Consider the following 19,826-nt stretch of genomic DNA (forward strand, 5'->3'; position numbering starts at 1 on the left):
TTATTTTCGGTAAGTTGCGAACTCAAAAGCAATCCCGGTTTTGTCGTCAATATGTTGTTCTGAGGCGACCTTTTTAAATTCAGCCGGAATTTCCGGATAGTAGGCATCGCCTTGAACATCCAGTTCAACATGGGTCAGTTCCAGGCGGTCGGCAATGTTCATGGTCTGTTTAAAAATTTCACCACCGCCAATCACAAAGATTGCTTCGGGTTTTTCTGATGCCTTAACATCGGCAATGGCTTGAGCCAAGGCATCTTCAATCGAGTAGGCTACTTTGGTGCCGTCAAACGACCAGTCCTTGTCCCGGGTAATCACCCAGTTGACCCGTTTTGGCAAAGTGCGGCCCATAGACTCCAAGGTCTTGCGTCCCATGACCACCACACCGCCTTGGGTGATTTCCTTAAAGTGTTTCAGGTCAGCTGAAATGTGCCAAGGCAGGTCATTATTTTTACCAATGCAGCGCTGTTGATCCATGGCCACAACATGCACAACTTCTAAATTTTGGAAGCTCATTTATTTAATCCTTGTGAATAATTCCAAAATCCTTCCTACAATTTTTCCATTTTAGTAAAGGAGGGAAGAGGGATTTAAAGTTTTGATTTCCAATTCCTTCTCTTGCGCCATATATGGCTCAGGGATGGGAATATATTCCGTAAGAGGATGAGGGGTAATTTACCTCTCCCTAACCCTCACTGACAGAATTGTTTAAAGCAGTGCTTAAACAATTCTTCAGGAGAGGGAACTCTAAAAAGGAAAATTAAACCGCTACTGGCGCTTTAATGCCGGGATGCGATTCATAGCCGATAATTTCAATATCTTCAAATTTAAAATCAAATATATCTTTGATTTCAGGGTTTAATTTAAGCTGACATAGAGGTAGAGGCTGACGGCTGAGTTGCAATTGAGCCTGTTCAAAGTGGTTCACATATAAGTGCGTGTCGCCACCGGTCCAGACAAAGTCGCCGACACCCAAACCGCAAACTTGCGCAATCATGTGCGTGAGCAGGGCATAGCTGGCAATGTTAAAGGGAACGCCCAGGAACACGTCAGCACTACGTTGATAAAGCTGGCAAGAAAGTTTGTCATCCTGTACAAAAAACTGGAACAGGGTATGGCAGGGTGGCAGGGCAACCGTTCCTGCTTCTTTAGGGTTCCAGCCCGACACAATTAAACGGCGTGAATTGGGATTGGTTTTAATTTCGTTGATCAGCCAGGTGATCTGGTCAAAACCATCCTGCTCATAGAGTCCATTTTCTTTTTTGGTTGCGCCAAAATTACGCCACTGATGACCATAAACCGGACCCAATTCGCCTTCAGGACGACCAAAACGCGCCGTTTGTTCTGCAGTGGACCACTCATCCCAAATCGTGACTTTGTTGTCCTGCAGATATTTGACGTTGGTATCACCTTTTAAAAACCACAACAGTTCAATCACGATGGAACGGAAATGTACTTTTTTAGTGGTCAATAAAGGAAATCCTTGAGAAAGATCAAAGCGCATTTGATGACCGAATACTGAACGAGTACCTGTGCCTGTGCGGTCGCCTTTATCGCCACCGTTGTCAAGGATGTGTTGTAAAAGGTCTAAGTATTGACGCATGTCTCTCTCATAATATTGTGAATTTCTTGTGGCACATATTAGCCTTTTTTTACCGGGGAGGGAACTGTATCCATTAAAGGTGAAAGTAAGTCTAAATCCTGGTGATAATTTTTATAAATAAATGATTTATATATATTTTGTTGATTATTTTAAAGCCATGTAAATCATAAGGCTTAATCTTGATGGGGTTTGGTTAGAAATGATAGGTAGAAGGAAAATGGATCGCATTTTATTGAATGCATTTTTTTAACATCCAAAAAACTTTATAGGTCTGCCAGTATCAAAGACTAAAAATAGGGGTTGTGATCCTGCTGAAATAAGCATGGTTTAAGAGAGATTTACAAAATGCAGTCAAGAGCAGATCTTGCCCTTTGCTGTTCATTTTCATTCCATTAGGGTTTGGCCTGAAAACCAATGATGACTTTTATTGATTGGGTACGTATGAAATAAATTTTTAGTCGTAGCTGGTTATAAAAATCAACAAAAAATAGTCAGTTAACTCACTTATCGATAATTTATTTATATTTAATTACATTTGTTATATGAAAAATCACATTTTAGAGGTTACCATCTTGCCGTCGAAATGATTGAAAAGCTGTTAGTCTTAAGCTTAGGAGTGTTGGTTAAAGAATGGTTTATGATCATAATGTAAACATGAGTGAAGTTCACGCTCCTGTTCAGGCAAACATCATAATTCGTTCCCAATCGGGTAAAAATTCAAAAAAATCTTCGGAATTTCAGGCTGATCAGGCAATACCCAAAAAGAATATGCTGGCAAAGAATGGACAGCGAATTGATATCAGTAAATTTACCGATTTCTTGCAGGCGGTTTCTTCAACCAGCAGTACACAAAAATGTGCCAAAAGTATCCGACTTGCTCTGGAATCGGCGGGTGCAAGGTTTCAAAGTCATCCCGTTGCTGCGGCAGACTGGGGAAATACCCTGACGAAAATTGGTTATCGACAAATTAATCCCAAGTTCGATGCACCTAAAGAAGGTGATATTTATATTATTGATCGAACCGGCAAGCATGTGTATGGCCACATTGCCGGATTTAACGGCAAGCAATGGGTCTCTGACTTTAAGCAAAAAAGTTATGATGTTTATAATGAAAAAGGCCTGACCTATAAATATTACCGTCCGAGTTTTTAACCTTTAAAAAGTTAAAAATAGCCAAACAGAACATTTTCTCAGGAATTTTTCTGAAATAAAAAAAGATGCCGAAATGGCATCTTTTTTATTTTACCTTTAACTTAAGGCAGCTGTTTGACTGGACTGCCGCCTAAAGCCTGCATCAAAGTGACATAGGCATTGTACTGGCTCTGTTTGGTTTGAACCAAAGACAAACGGGCGTTACGCGTGGTTTCCTGCGCATCCAGCAGGTTTTTTAGGGCAATGGCCCCGTTACGGTAACGTACTTCAGTTAGACGCTCGGTTTTCTCTGCAAGTTGTACATTGCGTTCTTGCAGGGCCACCTGTTTGTTTAATTCGGTACGGGCAGATAAGGCATTTTCCACATCGGCAAAGGCCTGATACAGGGTTTGACGATACTGCACAATCGCTTTTTCATAATCCAGGTCACTGATCGCCAGATCTTTTTTCATGTCGTTATATTGCAGGAATGGCAGGCTGAGATTGGCACCTAAAGTTAATACCGGGTTTTGCAATAGACTGGTTAAAGATGTGCTGGAAGAGCCCAGGTTTCCGGTCAGGTTAATGGAAGGATAATAACTAGCCTTGGTTGCATCTTTAGTGGCAAGGGCCTTGCGTAAACGCAGTTCACTGGCCTGTAAATCCGGACGGCGTGACAACAGCTCTGCCGGCAAACCTGCAGAAATTGCCGGCAGGGCAATACGCGGTAAACGAGAAGGCTCCTGAATGTTCAGTTGCTGTAGAGGTTGATGCATCAGCGCTGCCAATGCTGTTCGGGTTTCGACTTTCTGCTGCTCAATCTGGCTTAATGTCGCTCTTTGGCTTTGTACAGATTGTTCCGCTGAGGTTAAGTCCAGACCGGAAACCGCACCGGCACGATATTGGCTGCGGACCAGCTCAAAGACTTTTTGTGTGCTGGCCAGGTTTTGACTGGCAATTTGATAGCGTTCATTCAAGTAACCCAACTGCCAATATAAATTTGCCGTAGTGGCAATCAGGCTTTGTGCAGTGGCTTGCAAGTCCTGTTCAGTTGCTAAGGCTTCCCATCGGCTGGCTTCAGTTTGTCGAGCCAGCTTTCCGAACAAGTCCAGTTCATAACTCACGCCGCTACTTAAAGACAGGCCACGCGAAGCATCATCACCGGAATTCAGATCAACGGTATGTCCAGCGGAAACACTTGAGCTGACCCGTGGACCTTGCTGGTTTTTTGTCAAACCAGCCTGTAAACGTGCCTGCTGCAAATTAATCCCTGCAACAGCCAGATCGGGATTGCTGGCCAGAACCTGATTGACCAGCTGGTTCAGCTGCGCATCACCAAACAAGGTCCACCATTGATCGGCATAGACATCGGCATGCACCTGCTGACTGAGTGCTTTGCTATTCTGGAAGCTGCCTGGAATATTCACGGCAGGCTGTTCGTACGGTGTTTTAACCACCGCAGCACAACCGGCCAGTGAGCCAGTTAAAATAAGGCTAGCAATAAGCTTGGTAAAATTCATTTGCATTCTATTTATCCTTATTCGCGAGAAAGTGCATCCACAGGGTTAAGCTGTGCTGCATTACGGGCAGGGATAAAGCCGAAGATAATCCCGATCATGCTTGAGCAGACAAAGGCTGCAATAATCGAAGTGGTTGAATAGGCCATCTGGAAGGTACCACTGGCAAAATGGCTAATCAGCTGGCCAATGCCTAAAGATAGAAGCACCCCCAGGATCCCGCCTAAAATACAGACCAGTACCGCCTCAATCAGGAACTGCTGCAAGATGTCACTTTGCCGGGCACCGACGGCCATACGCACGCCAATTTCCTGAGTACGTTCAGTCACAGAGACCAGCATGATGTTCATCACCCCAATACCGCCGACAATCAGGGAAATCACCGCAATCGCAGAGACTAACAGGGTCATGGTTTGCGTGGTTTGCTGAATGGTTTCACGAATACTGTCTGCATTCTGGGTAAACACATCTTGTGTGCCGTGGCGTTGTACCAATAAATTTAAAATGGCATTTTCAGCTGCCGCACTTGGGTATTCGTCTTTGACCCGGACAATGATGCTGCGTACATTCGCCTGGCCTAACATGCGGCTCATCACCGTAGAGTAGGGTAGGTAAACATTCAGGCTGTCTGAATTACCCATCATCGATTTTTGTGCTTCAACTACCCCAATAATACGACTGGGAACACTGCCCAACAGAATGACCTGACCGACAGGGTTGGTACCATCACTAAAAAATGTCTTTTTGGTATTGTCATCAATCACCACGTCTTGGGCACGTTCAGTCACGCCTTCTTTGTCAAAAGGCTGTCCTGAAGCAAAGTTCATCCCTCGAACATAGAAGAAGTCTTCACTGACGCCATTCACCGTTGCAGATGCTTCGGTATCCTTAAAACGTGCGGTGATGTTGCTGGTGACCGATGGACTGACCCCATCAACATAGGGCTGTTCTGCCAGGGCATCCGCATCGGCAGGAACCAGTGTTTTGACCTGGGCTGTTTTGGAATTGTCGCCAAAGCCACGGCCTTGATAGACGGTAATGGTATTGGTTCCGAGGCTGCTGATATTTTCCAGAATCTGTTTCTGTGAACCGTTACCTAAAGCCACTACAGACACCACCGAGGCAATCCCGATAATAATCCCGAGCATGGTCAGGAAGGTCCGCATGCGGTGGGCGTTCATGGCCAGCAGCGCCATACGGAAAGCTTCGCCTAGCCGGTCCGCAGCAGAGCGCCAGGAAGGCGTTTTTTTCTGTGCGGTTTGTTCTAAGGTCTGTTTTTCTAAAACCTCATCTGCGGCAACTTCAGGCACATTCGGTTTATCTGAAATAATGTTGCCATCACTAATTTCAATAATACGCGAGGCATTTTTGGCAACGTTATGATCGTGGGTAACCAGGATGATGGTATGGCCTTTGGCATTCAGCTCGCGCAAGATACGCATCACCTCAATGCCGCTGTTTTTATCCAGTGCACCGGTTGGTTCATCGGCCAGAATCACGTCGCCGCCGTTCATCAAAGCACGGGCAATCGATACACGCTGCTGCTGGCCACCGGAAAGCTGGCTGGGACGGTTCTGGGTCTTTTCAGCCAAACCCAGGTCCGAAAGCAGCTGGGTCGAGCGCTGTTGACGGGCGGAAGCATCGACACCTGCATAAATGGCCGGAACTTCAACATTACCTGCCGCGCTTAAATCGCCCAACAGGTGATAGCGCTGGAAAATAAAGCCGAAATATTCACGGCGCAGTTGAGCCAGTTCATCCGCTTCCAATTGACGTGTTTCACGCCCTTTGACCTGATAGCTTCCTGAGCTTGGCTGATCCAGACATCCCAAAATATTCATCAGGGTGGATTTTCCCGAACCGGACTGCCCGACAATCGCGACCAGTTCTCCCGGGTAAATCTCCAGATTAATGCCCTTTAAAATCTGAATGGTGCTTTCCCCGGCGGGGAATTCACGGGTCAGATCTGTGACCTTGAGCAAAGGCTGTTGATCTTGGCTCATGATTACATTCTCACTGGACCGGCACCACCACCTACACGGTTACTGCGTTTGGCAGCATCATTTGAGGTATCCGAAGCATCGGCAATGACCACCTTGTCACCCTGTTTTAAGCCCTTAATCACTTGAGCAGTGACACGATTGTTCAAGCCGACCAGGACCGGTTGCGGTTTGGCTGTACCATCTGCCTGAATTACGCGAACCATCGACATAGAGGCTTTACCTTGTTCAATCAGTGCTTTTTCTTCGGTAGACAGTTGCAAGCGTTTTGGACGCTCAGTTTGCGCTTGATCATGATCAGTCGGATTTTGTTGTTTTGCCTGGTCTGCATTACGATCAGCACGTTTGCCTTGCGGACGGTTTGAACTTTGCAAGGCTGCTGCAGGGACAGTCAATACATTTTTTGCTTCAGCCAGCACAATATAAACCTGCGCAGTCATATCAATACGCAGTTTGCCATCTTCATTGGGGACATCAAACAGGGCGTTGTAATACACCGCCGTGCTTGAAGACGAAGTGGATGAATTATTACTTTCCGTATTGATGGAATTCGGTGCCGGTTCTACCTGGCGTAGTTTGGCATAATGTTTTTTGTCGCTATTGCCCAAGGTAGTGAAATACACGGTTTGGCCTTCTTCGACTTTCATCACGTCAGCTTCTGAAATTTCAGCTTTAATGGTCATGTTGTCGAGCTTGGCCAGTTTGACAATGGTCGGTGCGCTTTGGTTGGCATTTACGGTTTGGCCTTCTTCAGTCACAATGGCCACAATGGTGCCATCCATAGGCGCAACAATCCGGGTATAGCCCAAATCTTCTTTGGCTGTTGCCAGGGTTAAACGGGACTGTTCAATTTGGGCATTAATCGCCAAAATTTCCGCCTGTGCAGTTTTATAGCTGGCCAATGCAGCCTCAAGTTCTGCACGCGAAGTCGCATCTTGCGCATACATGGCTTGCTGGCGTTGATATTCAGCTTGGACTTTCGCCAAGTTTGCCTGCTTGACTGCCAGTTGAGCCTGCTGGTTTTTAATACTCGCTTCAGCCGTTTTCAGATCATTTTCCTGACGGATCGAATCAATTTGCGCAATCAGCTGACCCTGTTTCACCTGGTCTCCCAATTGTACATACATCTTTTTCACCTGACCTGAAACCTGTGCACCGACGCTAACCATTTTGGTGGCTTCCAGCACACCGGTTGCAAGAACTGAGTCTTCAATATCACCACGCGTGACTTCACTGCTAATGTATTGCGGTGCTTGCTCTTTGGGTTTTAAAAAGAACCAGGCGGTGACTGCAATAGCAAGAATACTGACTATGGCGACAACTATTCTGGACGGTTTTATTTTTGGCATAGTGAGCTGATAAATGAGGAAAATTGCAGCAATTATAAAAGCTAAATAAGGATAAAACGTGAACTTTTTAAAAACAAATGAGAATTATTTTCTTTTTAGGTTGTCTTGAAAAATTTTCTAGACAGAGGATGAAGTCATTTTTAACAAACTTTTTAGCATGACTTAATAGAGGATAGACATGTTATTCAATTTTAATTCCATCAATTTTCTGAAAGATGATGTTTAGCCTGATGATTGAGTTTTTTCAAAACACTGCTGAGAAAACAGAACTTTTTTTCACTGATCCGGGCTATCAAGATGTATTTGATTTTAGCCTGATGATAATGGATTTATTTAATGATTTTTATTTAAATAATTTTTTATGATCGAGGTGTGGTTTTCTTTTTTCTCTCCGCCCCCTGAGTTTCCAACTGGTAGACATAATTTTAAAAATCTTTGTTTTATCTCTAGATTTAAATAAAAAAAGTTTGTAGTATTAAATCCATAAAATAATTATGGGTTTAATAATAAAAGCATTAATCCCCATGATTATGCGAAAAAGATCATAACTTTAATATGAAAATTTGTAAGGGGTAGAATGATGGAATGGAATGAAACTTATAACATTGGGATTGATGTGATTGATAATCAGCATCGTCAGATCTTGGATTACATTAATGCTTTGGAGCAGGTAAAAAACACCGGGCAGCGCGATAAAATTAAAGAGGTTTTGGAGGATTTAATTGACTACACCCAGTCGCATTTTAGCTTTGAAGAAAATTTGCTGGAGCAGGTCAGTTATCAATATTTACCATCACATCGTGGCATCCATGAATTATTTGTAAAGCGTCTGAATGATTACCGCCTGAAATTTGAAAAAGGTGAAGCCATTGAAAACGACTTGTATCGTCTGCTGTCCAAGTGGCTGATCAACCATATTCAGCATGATGATCAGGACTATGTCGATGCAGTGCGAGACAATATGTTGAGCTATCTACGTAAACAAGAACAGAAAAAAGGCAAAGGCTGGTTTGCACGTTTCTTTAGTTAAACGCTTGGCGATAAAAATAAGGTTTGACCGCACATGCTGCTAATGGCTTGCAGAACCAGATGTTCAGGGTTTTCTTTGCCTAAACCTTTTATTGAAGCGTCAATGCGCAACAAAAGTGACGGCCAGCTAAGAAAACAGTTCGGATTGAGCCGTCTTAAAGCCTGCTGATATTGGCTGACTTTATTTTTCCAGATGCCCAGCTGTAAGGCATTCTGTGGCTGTTCAAACAGTTGCATCAGTAAGCGCATTTCTTTGCTGATGCTCCACAAGATCAGGCTCATCGGTTCACCCGAAGCAATTAAATACTGGAAAATTTTAATTGCCTGAGCCAGATTTCCTGCAAGCAGGGCATCATTTAAGTCATATGTAGTATAGCGCGACTGGTCTTGTAGACATGAATACAAATGTTCAATCTGGATGATCTCCACATCGGCAAAAGTATCGCTGACACGCATTAAACTGTTTTTGGCTGCCAGCAAGTTGTGTTCATGGTGCTGTTCCAGCCAGGCCCAGGCATCATTCGCCAGTTTAATGCCCAGCTTTTCTGCCTCAATGCTTAAAATCCGCTGCCGGTCTTGCGGATAATTGGCCGTAAGCGGCACAGTGACCCCATTGGCATCCACCACCTGGAAAAAACTGGATTTCAGACTGCTGCTGTCCTGTTTGGGCATTACCACCAGCAGCAGGTTTTGTTCATTGTGCTGGATATAGCTTTTCAGTTGCTTGATGCCGTTGGCATCTGGCTTGATATTGCCATGCACTTCAACAGCCAGTTGCGTGGAAAATAAGGACAGGCTATTTAAAGCATTAAACACATTTTTCCAGTCACTGACATTGCCAATGTCATAACGCTGACGTTCAATTTCCTGCTTTTGCCAACTCTGCCGGAAAGCATCGAGTAAATTTTGTTCGAGCAGGGGTTCCTGACCATACATAATCCAGGCACCGCGAGCTTCATCAACACGTTTGAGTGCTTGGGGATAGTCAAGTTTCATCGCGCGATTTTCTATATTTAAGGTTGGGTTGTAGAAGCCGCTGGTTTGGTCACGACTTGGGGTAAACGGTTGGATGAAATCTGACGCACAATTTGCTGTGCCACATCATCAACAATCACCTGATTAAGATACTTCTGTTCCTGGTCATCCGTGTTGACCGTGGCCACGTCATATTGATAGCTGCGTGAAGCGGTGATGGTACGCGGTTCAGTTACAGGATTACCTTGCACATCGTCAATACGGAAAGTCACGGTTAAGCGCAGCAAGGTTTCGACCAGTTTGCCATTTAATTCATGACGCTGTGGAGTGTAATCCAGTACACGCAACACATAAGCATCGGGACTATTGCTCAGCTGAATGCCTGTTGCGCCCAAATAAATTGCAAGTTTTTCATGCAATTGTCCTGCATTATCCGGCAATGCCAATGTCATTTTAGAGTAAGCCACAGGAGCCGTCGCCGGATTGGTGCCTTTTAAATGAAAGCCACAGCCCACTAAGCCTGCACTTAGACCACAAGTTAAAACAATTGCTGCTAAACGTTTGCCCAAATGCATGTGTTGTCCTCTGTATTGTTCTTCAAAGCAAAAAAGGAAGATCTAAAAATATGTAGTGATTGTATGTGCAAAGCCCGTTGACTGGCAACGGGCTTTGTTTGGGAATTGTGAAATCCTTATGTCCCCCTCTTTTTTAAAGAGGGGTTAGGGGAGATTCCTTTTATGAAATCCCTCCAAACCTCCCTTTGTAAAGGGGGGCTTAAAGGAGATTAAACCACCAAGTTCACTAACTTATTCGGCACCACAATTTCTTTCTTGGTTGGACCGGTCAGGAATTGCTGAATTTCAGGCAATGCTTTGGCTTGTGCCAAGATGTCATCTTTAGATGCATCAACAGAGACTTCTAACTTACCACGAAGCTTACCATTTACCTGAACCACGATGGTTTGCGTATTACGTGTTAATGCAGACTCATCCACTTGTGGGAATTGAGCTTGAGTCAATTCAATACCGAACTGAGCCAATAAAGTCTGGCTTAAGTGCGGTGCAAATGGGGCAAGCAATGTCAGAAGTGTGGTGATCGACTCACGTGCAACAGCAACGTCATTGTCATCTTTCACTTCAAACTTATTGTTTGCGTTTAATAATTCCATCATCGCTGCAATAGCAGTGTTAAAGGCGTGACGACGTTCGATATCATCACCCACTTTTTGGATGGTTTCGTGTGTCTTACGACGTAAGTCTTGCGCAGCAGTTGAAAGTGTCGCTTTGTCGATGTTTGCAGCAGCATTGCCTTGTTCAAGGAAACCTGTCGCCAAACGCCATACACGTTTCAAGAAGCGGTTTGCACCTTCCACACCCGCATCAGACCACTCTAAAGATTGATCAGGTGGAGCAGCGAACATCATGAAGACACGTGCAGTGTCTGCGCCGTACTGGTCAATAATCGCTTGCGGGTCGATACCGTTGTTTTTCGATTTCGACATTTTTTCCTGACCGCCAACAATGACTTCTTGACCATCACCTTTGTATTTGGCAGAAAGAATACGACCTTTTTCGTCACGTTCAAGTTCGATATCTGCAGGGTTAAACCATGCTTTCTTACCAGATTCCGCTTCACGGTAATAGGTATCTGCAAGCACCATACCTTGAGTAAGAAGGTTGGTGAATGGTTCGTTACCTTGTACTACGCCTTCATCACGCATCAATTTGTGGAAGAAACGTGCGTATAACAAGTGCAGAATCGCGTGTTCAACGCCACCGATGTACTGGTTTACAGGCAGCCAGGTTTGACCTGCTTCAGGTTTCACCATGCCATCAGTAAAGTCAGGTGATGCATAACGCGCATAGTACCAAGATGATTCTACGAAGGTATCTAGCGTGTCTGTTTCACGACGTGCGTCGCCACCACAGCATGGACATTTCGTTTCATAGAACTCAGGCATTTTGTTCAATGGATTGCCTGAACCATCTGGAACGACATCCGTTGGAAGAACAACAGGAAGTTGGTCTTCAGGCACTGGCACTTGACCACAGGTGTCACAGTTGATCATTGGAATTGGACAACCCCAATAACGCTGACGAGAAACACCCCAGTCACGTAAACGGAATTGAACTTTTACATTGGCAAGACCTTGTGGTTCAAGTTTTGCAAGGAATGCATCAAATGCACCCTGGAAGTCTAAACCATCAAATTCACCTGAATTAACCAGTTTACCTTCTTTTGAACCGTACCATTCTTGCCATTGAGTTGAGTCAAAGTCAGCATCGTCTGCGCCTTTGGCATCAATCACCTGTTTGATAGTCAGACCATATTTGTTGGCAAATTCGAAGTCACGTTCATCGTGTGAAGGCACCGCCATCACCGCACCTGAACCGTAAGACATCAATACATAGTTTGCGATCCAAACAGGAACTTCTTCACCTGTTACAGGGTGCTTCACAGAAAGACCTGTTGCCATGCCTTTTTTCTCAGCAGTCGCAAGATCCGCTTCTGCCACCGAACCCATACGGCATTCTTCAATGAATGCTTGAAGTTCTGGGTTATTTTCCGCAGCTTTCAGCGCCATTGGATGTTCTGCTGCAACGGCAACATAGGTCACACCCATTAAGGTGTCAGCACGAGTTGTAAATACCGTTAAACCGTCTGCATAAACGTCAGGGTTCGCTGAAGGGAAGGTAATTTCCATACCCTGTGAGCGACCAATCCAGTTACGTTGCATGGTCAAGACTTGTTGTGGCCAACCGTCTTTAAGCGTGTCTAGGTCGTCCAATAATTCTTGCGCATAATCCGTGATGCGGAAGTAGTACATTGGAATATCGCGTTTTTCGACCAATGCACCTGAACGCCAGCCGCGACCGTTTTCAACCTGTTCATTGGCAAGTACGGTTTGATCGACTGGATCCCAGTTTACGGTTGAAAGTTTACGGTAGATCAGGCCTTTTTTATAAAGCTGAACAAATAACCATTGTTCCCAGCGATAGTATTCTGGTGTACAGGTAGCAAATTCACGATCCCAATCAATAGACAGCCCAAGCTTTTTCAACTGATTACGCATGTAATCAATGTTTTCAAAGGTCCATTTTGCAGGCGCAACCTGATGCGCAATCGCTGCGTTTTCAGCAGGAAGACCGAAGGCATCCCAACCCATTGGTTGTAGCACAGTTTCACCTTTTAAACGGTGGAAACGGCTGATCACGTCACCAATCGTATAGTTACGCACATGACCCATATGCAGTTTGCCACTTGGGTAAGGGAACATCGAGAGGATATAACGATGTGGACCTTCTACAGTGTCGGCAACTTTAAAGGCTTTGCGAGATTCCCAGTCCTGTTGGACTTGAGGCTCAATCGCACTGGCTTGGTATTCTGAGTCAATGTGAGTAGTCATATACGTAATACAAGAGAACGGTTAAAAAATTTAGCACACAGCATAGCGCAAAATGCTATGCAATGTCAGTTTCCAGATCAGGATTTTATCTTCCTGGTCATTAGAAATGAAATTTTTGGAAATGTCATTTAATGCAGGGATGCCTTTAAATTTGCGAGTTTCTCTTTGTTTTGTAAATAAGCTAATTCTAATGATAAGCGGAGGTCTTGGTCTGTGCCTGCACCAACCATGCTTGCATACAGGATTTTTCTTATTTTCTTGAAGTTGCTGCTTAACTTTCACTTTAATTGCAGTTCGTTTTGCTGTTGTTAATTCAATCTTTGTTATATGTCGTCTGGACAATGCTGATTTTTCAGCTTGTTCAGTTTTATGCTGAAAGGTTGATATAAGTCTGGTCTCTATGCTTGTTCAGCGGAGATGCGTTGCTAGCATGTGTTGAATCCTTGGTATCTACTCCTTTATATCTTCAGCATGATTGGATGGGAGATAATAATATGAGGCTCAATACTGGATAGCTAAATAAAAAGAAAAAATTCATTTATTTACCATAGCGAATAAAGGTAAACACTTGCCACGATTTTTCTAAGGTGACTATATGGGCTTTGTTGCTTCTCTTTTCATCTTTATAGTTTTTTAGATTACCAAGAGTGATTACCCGGTGCGTAATCACTCTTGCTCACAATATAATATTATTGAACTTTAGGTGTTGCAGGAATGCTGCCTTCTGGAATTGCGGGAATTGTTGGATTAACAGGCTTGTTTTCTTGAGCGGTATCCTTGGCTTCTTTCGCGGCATTATTATTGTCCTGAGATGCAAGACTAGCAGAACGTGCCGTGCCATAAGTGTCCACTTTCCCTTTTTTCTTTGCCGATTTCGGTGGGGGCGTGGTGGTGTAATGCGTAGACCCTTTGGCATCCACCCATTTGTAATATTCTTTGGCAAAGCTTGTGGTTGAACTTAAACTTAAGATTAAGCCAGTCGCTATAAATCCAATTTTGATGAAAGATGATGCCATAATAATCAAGTCCTTATTGTCATAATCAGTTGGATAGGGTGGGGGAGAAATAGAGCTCCTGATTGCTTCAGTATTTTATATGATCTTGATCGTTTTGCAGAGAAAAAAGATAAACTGTCCCAAAACGCAGATAAACTGTAGTTAGGCAATTGTACTCTTTGATCTTCATTTAATCAGAAAGAATTCTCCCTGAGCAGGTGCGGTAGCGTGAATCTGAATATAAAAATATATCAAGATACAAAATCAGAGGATGAAAAATAGAATGAAATTAATAAAAACATTTTTTGATAAAATAAATATTCATTCCATTTTATTATAATTTTTATATTTATTTTTTATGAAAATATTTTTAATTTATTGAAAAATAATAATATTATATTTTTTTGTGAGGGTTGCATGCACAGTGAAAGACAAAACAGATGAATAAAAAATGAATAATTTAAAATTAAGCTATAAAAAGCTAATTTTTAAACTTGACTTTAATACTCGAAACCACAAAAATGCTGCTTTAGTTTTATATGCCTTAGATCGATCACCCTTCGAATAAGAGCCTTTTAGCAATGGACTTCTTCTCTAGCCGAGAAGCTGAACAAAGCCAACAAAATATGTTTATCCCAACATGTTTTAGACCTCATATTGCTTAAACGGCAACCAGGTCAGATTTTTTTCTTATTGCTATGAAAACTATGAAATTTGTGTGCTATAACAGAGCGCACAGTGAATGAATGAATCACCACAAATGCCCTCCATTTGTGCGTGAAAAAAGATTAGGGTGAATCACGTTGGAACTTTTATCTGGTGGTGAAATGCTTGTTCGCGCATTGGCGGACGAAGGCGTTGAACATGTTTTTGGATATCCAGGCGGCGCAGTATTGCATATTTACGATGCGCTCTTTCAACAAGACAAAATCAATCATTACCTTGTACGTCATGAACAGGCTGCCGGTCATATGGCAGATGCTTATTCGCGTGTAACAGGTAAAACTGGTGTGGTACTCGTCACATCAGGTCCAGGCGCGACAAATACCGTAACGCCAATCGCAACGGCTTATATGGACTCAATCCCAATGGTGATTTTGTCTGGTCAGGTTGCAAGCCATTTAATCGGTGAGGATGCGTTCCAGGAAACCGATATGGTCGGTATTTCTCGTCCAATCGTAAAACACAGTTTCCAAGTGCGTCATGCCAGCGAAATTCCTGCGATTATTAAAAAGGCATTCTATATTGCTTCTTCAGGCCGTCCAGGTCCTGTGGTTGTCGATATTCCTAAAGATGCGACTAATCCTGCAGAAAAATTTGCTTACGAATATCCTGAAAAAGTGAAGATGCGCTCTTATCAGCCACCGCATCGTGGTCACTCAGGCCAGATTCGTAAAGCAATTGACGAATTGATCAGTGCCAAACGTCCAGTGATTTATACGGGCGGTGGTGTAGTGCAGGGTAATGCATCAGCATTATTGACTGAACTTGCGCACTTGTTGGGCTATCCGGTAACCAATACCTTGATGGGCTTGGGTGCATTCCCGGGTAACGATCCTCAATTTTTGGGGATGCTCGGTATGCATGGTACCTATGAAGCCAACATGAGTATGCATAATGCGGACTTGATCCTGTGTGTAGGCGCACGTTTTGATGACCGTGTGACCAATAATCCGGCTAAGTTCTGTCCAAATGCCAAGGTTATTCATATTGATATTGACCCGGCAACCATTTCTAAAACCATCATGGCGCACATTCCAATTGTGGGTGCGGTTGAGCCGGTACTTCAGGAGATGCTGGTACAGTTGAAACAAATGAATGTTTCAAAACCGAATCCGGAAGATATTGCAGCATGGTGGAAACAGATTGATGAGTGGCGTGCAGCACACGGCTTAAAAGTTGTAGCACCAACTGATGGCTCTATGAAGCCACAACAAGTCGTTGCCGCTTTAGATAAAATCACCAATAGCCAGGCCATTATTACGTCTGATGTTGGTCAGCATCAGATGTTTGGTGCGTTGTATTACAAATACACGCGTCCACGTCAATGGATTAACTCAGGTGGCTTGGGAACCATGGGTGTAGGCCTGCCTTATGCCATGGCTGCAAAACTCGCGTTCCCGGACCAGCAAGTAGTATGTATTACTGGTGAAGCATCGATTCAGATGTGTATCCAGGAATTATCAACATGTAAGCAATATGGCTTAAATGTGAAAATTCTTTGCCTCAACAACCGTGCCTTGGGTATGGTGAAACAGTGGCAGGATATGAACTACGAAGGTCGCCATTCAAGCTCTTATGTTGAATCATTGCCTGACTTTGCCAAGTTGATGGAAGCTTATGGTCATGTTGGCATCCAGATTAACCATGCCGATGAGCTTGAATCCAAGCTTGCAGAAGCCATGGCAATCAATGATAAATGCGTATTTATTAACGTAATGGTTGACCGTAGCGAGCATGTATATCCAATGCTGGTTGCCGGTCAGTCTATGCAAGATATGTGGTTAGGAAAAGGGGAGCGCACTCAATGAGACATATCATCTCTGTTCTCGTAGAAAACGAAGCGGGTGCACTTTCACGTTTGGTTGGATTGTTTTCTCAACGTGGTTATAACATTGAGACTTTGAACGTTGCGCCAACTGAAGATCCGACCATGTCGCGTTTGACGCTGACCACGTATGGTGATGACCATAAAATTGAACAAATCACCAAGCAGTTGAACAAACTGGTTGAAGTGGTGAAAGTGGTTGATTTGTCTGAAGGTGCACATATCGAGCGCGAACTGATGCTGATTAAAGTGAAATCACTTGGATCGGCACGTGCCGAAATCAAGCGTACCGCTGACATTTTCCGTGCGCAAATTGTGGATGTAACACCAACGACTTATACCATTCAAATTGCCGGTACAACTGAAAAGCTCGACGGTTTCATTGATGCACTTGCAGAAAATACCATTCTTGAAGTGGTGCGTTCTGGTGTATCGGGCATCGCGCGTGGCGAAAAAGTTTTAACAGTCTAATTTTTTTAACACATTCTACTCATTGTTAAGATGAGTATCCAGGTCAATGAATACCAATAACATCATTGACCTGGATAAAAGGAAACATAAGCATTTAAGCGGAGACAGCAATGCAAATTTTTTACGATAAAGACGCAGACTTATCGATCATCCAATCTAAGAAAGTAGCGATCATTGGTTATGGTTCACAAGGTCACGCGCATGCGCTTAACCTTAAAGACTCTGGCGTTGACGTAACTGTAGGTTTACGTGCTGGTTCGACTTCTTGGAAAAAAGCTGAAAATGCTGGTCTTAAAGTTTCAGAAGTTCCTGCTGCTGTTGCTCAAGCTGACTTGGTCATGATTTTGACTCCAGACGAGTTCCAATCTCAACTTTACCGTGACGTGATTGAGCCAAACATCAAGCAAGGCGCGACTCTAGCATTTGCTCACGGTTTCTCTGTTCTTTATAACCAAGTTGTGCCACGTGCTGACCTTGACGTAATCATGGTTGCACCTAAAGCGCCAGGTCACACTGTACGTTCTGAATTCCAGCGTGGTTCAGGTGTGCCTGACTTAATCGCGATTCACCAAGATGCTTCTGGTAACGCGCGTAACGTAGCACTTTCTTACGCTTCAGGCGTAGGTGGTGGCCGTACAGGTATCATCGAAACTTCATTCCGTGAAGAAACTGAAACTGACCTATTCGGTGAGCAAGCAGTTCTTTGTGGTGGTGCTGTTGAACTGGTTAAAATGGGCTTTGAAACTCTTGTTGAAGCGGGTTATGCGCCTGAAATGGCTTACTTCGAATGCTTGCACGAGCTTAAATTGATCGTTGACTTGATGTTTGAAGGCGGTATCGCGGACATGAACTATTCAGTATCGAACAATGCTGAATATGGCGAATACGTAACTGGTGTTGAAGTGATCAACGAACAGTCTCGTGAAGCTATGCGTAATGCACTTAAACGTATCCAGTCTGGTGAATATGCGAAGATGTTCATCCAGGAAGGTGCATTGAACTACCCATCTATGACTGCTCGTCGTCGTCAAAACGCGGCTCACGGTATCGAAGTAACTGGTAACAAGTTGCGTGCAATGATGCCTTGGATCCAAGCGAACAAGATCGTAGATAAAGAAAAGAACTAAGGTTGCGTTACGTGCCTTAAAAATTGGGAAAGCAGTGCTTTCCCATTTTTTTCGTACCTTGGATTCAAGCGAACAAAATCGTAGACAAAGAAAAGAACTAAGTTCTAATTTCTAAGTCAAAAAGCCCTTATTTTTAACAGGGGCTTTTTAATGGTTAAAAACTTCGTGCCTCAAAGGGATGAAAGCAGTGCTTTCATCCCTTTTTGTGCCTTGGATCCAAGCGAACAAAATCGTTGATAAAGAGAAAAACTAATTTTTCGAATCAATTGATTTGAATGCGAAAACCCACTCATTTGAGTGGGTTTTTTATTGCAAAAAGTATTTTTCGTTTTTTTATGAAGATCAGTCTATTAATAATTCGCAACAAAACACAGCGGTTGGAGATAGATTAGATGTAATTTTAAGTGTGATAGAGTAGACATAATTTATTGTTAAGTGTGGCTGAGCAATGAAAACTCAAATCCTACTATGTCTTACCACTTTATCTTTTGCATGCTTAAGTTTTGCAGAAATAGTGCCTGTAACCAGGACGGACCATCTTAAACCTTTCACAAATGTTCGGGTGTCTATGCAGCGAATGCTACGCTCAGACGATGGACGCTATTTTCTGGATTTATATGCAGGGATCTGGAATCCACACGGTAAACTTCATGATTTGAATGCGCAAAAAACGATTGCTTTTAAAGGTTTGCAAAAGGGCGATCAGCTGAATCTTAAATCGGTCAGTGTCAATGGGGAAGCAACTACATCTGAACAATATCAGTTAAATGGAAACTTGAATGCCAATACAGGACAGATGTCATCAGTTTTAATTACAGCAAAGAATAATGAAAGTATTCCAATTCAGTTTGGGCCTGCATTTACAGCAGTAGAAAAGCCGCTGTTCATATTTAAATTTTATGGTCTTGAAAATGCCCAACAGCCTTATGGAAGAGCCTTAAAACAAGTGGATGTGTGGAATAAAACCACCAATACAGTCGTTCAAAGTCTGACAGGATTTACAGCTTATCCCAAAAGTATTGGTTATATGGATATTAATCTAGATGGCTACTATGACATCGTGCTTTCAGACACGTCAAATGAACGGAAAATTGAAGATAAGCGCTTTATTTACTGGATGTATAATCCTAAAACTCATCAATTCCAGCGTTCTCCCCAATTAGAAAATATTGCTGGATTTCCTGCCATTCAGGGAGAAAAACAACAAGTTGATTTTGGTTATGGGCAGGTTTATCAGGTAAAAGATGGCTTGTTAAATCGGGTTGAGGAAAATCAATAAGTAATAATGAGTGATTTTTTTATACTCATGGTAGTGGGTTTCTAAAAATCTGGTCAAATGACGTAGTTATTTATATAACTAAAATTTAAAAAAATAGATATAAATTCATTATATTTAATACCTGGCTAATTAACATGAGATTTTAATTGAATGAATATTAAATTTGTATATTTAAAAAAATCACATGAGTTATTTTTCTTGACGAAGTAAGTAGATTTAAACCTTCATGATTATGAAATATTACATATTGTATTAAAGTAAGTGCGAAAGATTACCTACGAGAAAATCGGTGGTGTTTCAAAAAGTATGCTAGCGTTAAACAAATCCGTTATTAAGGTAAAAGAAAGTCAAATCAAAGGCTTTAAAATGATTTTCGAGCTTTTTAGAAAAGTTGCAACT

The 19,826-nt window shown here is 42.9% G+C and carries 15 protein-coding genes and 1 pseudogene; 6 read left to right on the forward strand and 10 right to left on the reverse strand.

Going from position 1 to position 19,826, the window contains the following annotated elements; all coding sequences use genetic code 11:
* Together ACPUEY_RS10615 and thyA are read right to left on the reverse strand one after the other, a co-directional pair.
* Positions 1–513 carry a dihydrofolate reductase gene (locus tag ACPUEY_RS10615; RefSeq protein WP_425122053.1) on the reverse strand — a complete coding sequence of 171 codons (513 nt, stop codon included), beginning with the start codon at positions 511–513 and terminating at the stop codon, positions 1–3.
* A 244-nt stretch (positions 514–757) separates the two neighbouring features.
* The gene (gene thyA, locus ACPUEY_RS10620) at positions 758–1,600 is read right to left on the reverse strand and encodes a thymidylate synthase (protein WP_425122054.1); all 843 of its coding nucleotides are present in this window, start codon (positions 1,598–1,600) and stop codon (positions 758–760) included.
* Between the two features lie 630 nt (positions 1,601–2,230).
* Here thyA and ACPUEY_RS10625 point away from each other — a divergent pair.
* Positions 2,231–2,752, forward strand: coding sequence for a CHAP domain-containing protein (locus ACPUEY_RS10625; RefSeq protein ID WP_425122055.1), 522 nt, complete (start codon positions 2,231–2,233; stop codon positions 2,750–2,752).
* Positions 2,753–2,853: 101 nt separating this feature from the next.
* Here the strand turns inward: ACPUEY_RS10625 and ACPUEY_RS10630 are convergent, their stop codons facing one another.
* Genes ACPUEY_RS10630 through ACPUEY_RS10640 form a run of 3 tightly spaced genes read right to left on the reverse strand, consistent with a single transcriptional unit; the run spans position 2,854 to position 7,597 of the window.
* On the reverse strand, positions 2,854–4,257 hold the full coding sequence (locus ACPUEY_RS10630) for an efflux transporter outer membrane subunit (protein ID WP_425122056.1): 1,404 nt from the start codon (positions 4,255–4,257) through the stop codon (positions 2,854–2,856).
* An 11-nt stretch (positions 4,258–4,268) separates the two neighbouring features.
* Entirely contained in the window at positions 4,269–6,251 is a 1,983-nt protein-coding gene (locus ACPUEY_RS10635) for a MacB family efflux pump subunit (protein WP_425122057.1), read from the reverse strand.
* 2 nt (positions 6,252–6,253) lie between these two features.
* A complete protein-coding gene (locus ACPUEY_RS10640) occupies positions 6,254–7,597 on the reverse strand; it encodes a MacA family efflux pump subunit (protein WP_425122058.1) in 1,344 nt (447 codons plus the stop codon).
* A 580-nt stretch (positions 7,598–8,177) separates the two neighbouring features.
* Between ACPUEY_RS10640 and ACPUEY_RS10645 the strand changes: the two genes are divergently transcribed.
* A complete protein-coding gene (locus ACPUEY_RS10645) occupies positions 8,178–8,627 on the forward strand; it encodes a bacteriohemerythrin (RefSeq protein WP_092819035.1) in 450 nt (149 codons plus the stop codon).
* On the opposite strand, the gene holA is transcribed toward ACPUEY_RS10645, so the two are convergent.
* From holA to ACPUEY_RS10665, 4 genes are all read right to left on the reverse strand, one after another.
* A complete protein-coding gene (holA, locus tag ACPUEY_RS10650) occupies positions 8,624–9,622 on the reverse strand; it encodes a DNA polymerase III subunit delta (RefSeq protein ID WP_425122059.1) in 999 nt (332 codons plus the stop codon). The genes ACPUEY_RS10645 and holA overlap by 4 nt on opposite strands.
* A gap of 17 nt (positions 9,623–9,639) precedes the next feature.
* Positions 9,640–10,176, reverse strand: coding sequence for an LPS assembly lipoprotein LptE (gene lptE / locus ACPUEY_RS10655; RefSeq protein ID WP_425122060.1), 537 nt, complete (start codon positions 10,174–10,176; stop codon positions 9,640–9,642).
* Between the two features lie 209 nt (positions 10,177–10,385).
* Positions 10,386–13,007 (reverse strand): leucine--tRNA ligase, encoded by a 2,622-nt coding sequence (gene leuS / locus ACPUEY_RS10660; RefSeq protein ID WP_425122061.1) that lies wholly within the window; start codon positions 13,005–13,007, stop codon positions 10,386–10,388.
* Between the two features lie 689 nt (positions 13,008–13,696).
* Positions 13,697–14,023: a DUF4124 domain-containing protein gene (locus tag ACPUEY_RS10665; protein WP_092819031.1), complete on the reverse strand. Its 327-nt coding sequence runs from the start codon at positions 14,021–14,023 to the stop codon at positions 13,697–13,699.
* Positions 14,024–14,805: 782 nt separating this feature from the next.
* Here ACPUEY_RS10665 and ACPUEY_RS10670 point away from each other — a divergent pair.
* The 4 genes from ACPUEY_RS10670 to ACPUEY_RS10685 all read left to right on the forward strand — a co-directional run bounded on the left by ACPUEY_RS10670 (position 14,806) and on the right by ACPUEY_RS10685 (position 19,427).
* Positions 14,806–16,533: an acetolactate synthase 3 large subunit gene (locus tag ACPUEY_RS10670; RefSeq protein ID WP_131273943.1), complete on the forward strand. Its 1,728-nt coding sequence runs from the start codon at positions 14,806–14,808 to the stop codon at positions 16,531–16,533.
* Positions 16,530–17,021, forward strand: a complete 492-nt coding sequence (ilvN, locus tag ACPUEY_RS10675; RefSeq protein WP_086195356.1) for an acetolactate synthase small subunit — start codon at positions 16,530–16,532, stop codon at positions 17,019–17,021. Before ACPUEY_RS10670 ends, ilvN begins: the two co-directional genes overlap by 4 nt.
* Positions 17,022–17,131: 110 nt before the next feature.
* Positions 17,132–18,148 carry a ketol-acid reductoisomerase gene (gene ilvC / locus ACPUEY_RS10680; RefSeq protein ID WP_425122062.1) on the forward strand — a complete coding sequence of 339 codons (1,017 nt, stop codon included), beginning with the start codon at positions 17,132–17,134 and terminating at the stop codon, positions 18,146–18,148.
* A gap of 448 nt (positions 18,149–18,596) precedes the next feature.
* A complete protein-coding gene (locus ACPUEY_RS10685; RefSeq protein WP_425122063.1) occupies positions 18,597–19,427 on the forward strand; it encodes an XAC2610-related protein in 831 nt (276 codons plus the stop codon).
* Positions 19,428–19,742: 315 nt separating this feature from the next.
* On the opposite strand, the pseudogene ACPUEY_RS10690 reads toward ACPUEY_RS10685, so the two are convergent.
* A pseudogene (locus ACPUEY_RS10690) lies at positions 19,743–19,826 on the reverse strand (IS1 family transposase); the annotation flags it as partial.

It is taken from the genome of Acinetobacter sp. G11, assembly GCF_049808495.1.
GTDB lineage: Bacteria > Pseudomonadota > Gammaproteobacteria > Pseudomonadales > Moraxellaceae > Acinetobacter > Acinetobacter kookii.

Excerpts from the sequence above, each read along its gene's own strand:
- ACPUEY_RS10615 (WP_425122053.1), bottom strand. The coding sequence starts at position 513 with ATGAGCTTCCAAAATTTAGAAGTTGTGCATGTTGTGGCCATGGATCAA.
- thyA (WP_425122054.1), bottom strand. The coding sequence starts at position 1,600 with ATGCGTCAATACTTAGACCTTTTACAACACATCCTTGACAACGGTGGC.
- ACPUEY_RS10625 (WP_425122055.1), top strand. The coding sequence starts at position 2,231 with ATGGTTTATGATCATAATGTAAACATGAGTGAAGTTCACGCTCCTGTT.
- ACPUEY_RS10630 (WP_425122056.1), bottom strand. The coding sequence starts at position 4,257 with ATGCAAATGAATTTTACCAAGCTTATTGCTAGCCTTATTTTAACTGGC.
- ACPUEY_RS10635 (WP_425122057.1), bottom strand. The coding sequence starts at position 6,251 with ATGAGCCAAGATCAACAGCCTTTGCTCAAGGTCACAGATCTGACCCGT.
- ACPUEY_RS10640 (WP_425122058.1), bottom strand. The coding sequence starts at position 7,597 with ATGCCAAAAATAAAACCGTCCAGAATAGTTGTCGCCATAGTCAGTATT.
- ACPUEY_RS10645 (WP_092819035.1), top strand. The coding sequence starts at position 8,178 with ATGGAATGGAATGAAACTTATAACATTGGGATTGATGTGATTGATAAT.
- holA (WP_425122059.1), bottom strand. The coding sequence starts at position 9,622 with ATGAAACTTGACTATCCCCAAGCACTCAAACGTGTTGATGAAGCTCGC.
- lptE (WP_425122060.1), bottom strand. The coding sequence starts at position 10,176 with ATGCATTTGGGCAAACGTTTAGCAGCAATTGTTTTAACTTGTGGTCTA.
- leuS (WP_425122061.1), bottom strand. The coding sequence starts at position 13,007 with ATGACTACTCACATTGACTCAGAATACCAAGCCAGTGCGATTGAGCCT.
- ACPUEY_RS10665 (WP_092819031.1), bottom strand. The coding sequence starts at position 14,023 with ATGGCATCATCTTTCATCAAAATTGGATTTATAGCGACTGGCTTAATC.
- ilvN (WP_086195356.1), top strand. The coding sequence starts at position 16,530 with ATGAGACATATCATCTCTGTTCTCGTAGAAAACGAAGCGGGTGCACTT.
- ilvC (WP_425122062.1), top strand. The coding sequence starts at position 17,132 with ATGCAAATTTTTTACGATAAAGACGCAGACTTATCGATCATCCAATCT.
- ACPUEY_RS10685 (WP_425122063.1), top strand. The coding sequence starts at position 18,597 with ATGAAAACTCAAATCCTACTATGTCTTACCACTTTATCTTTTGCATGC.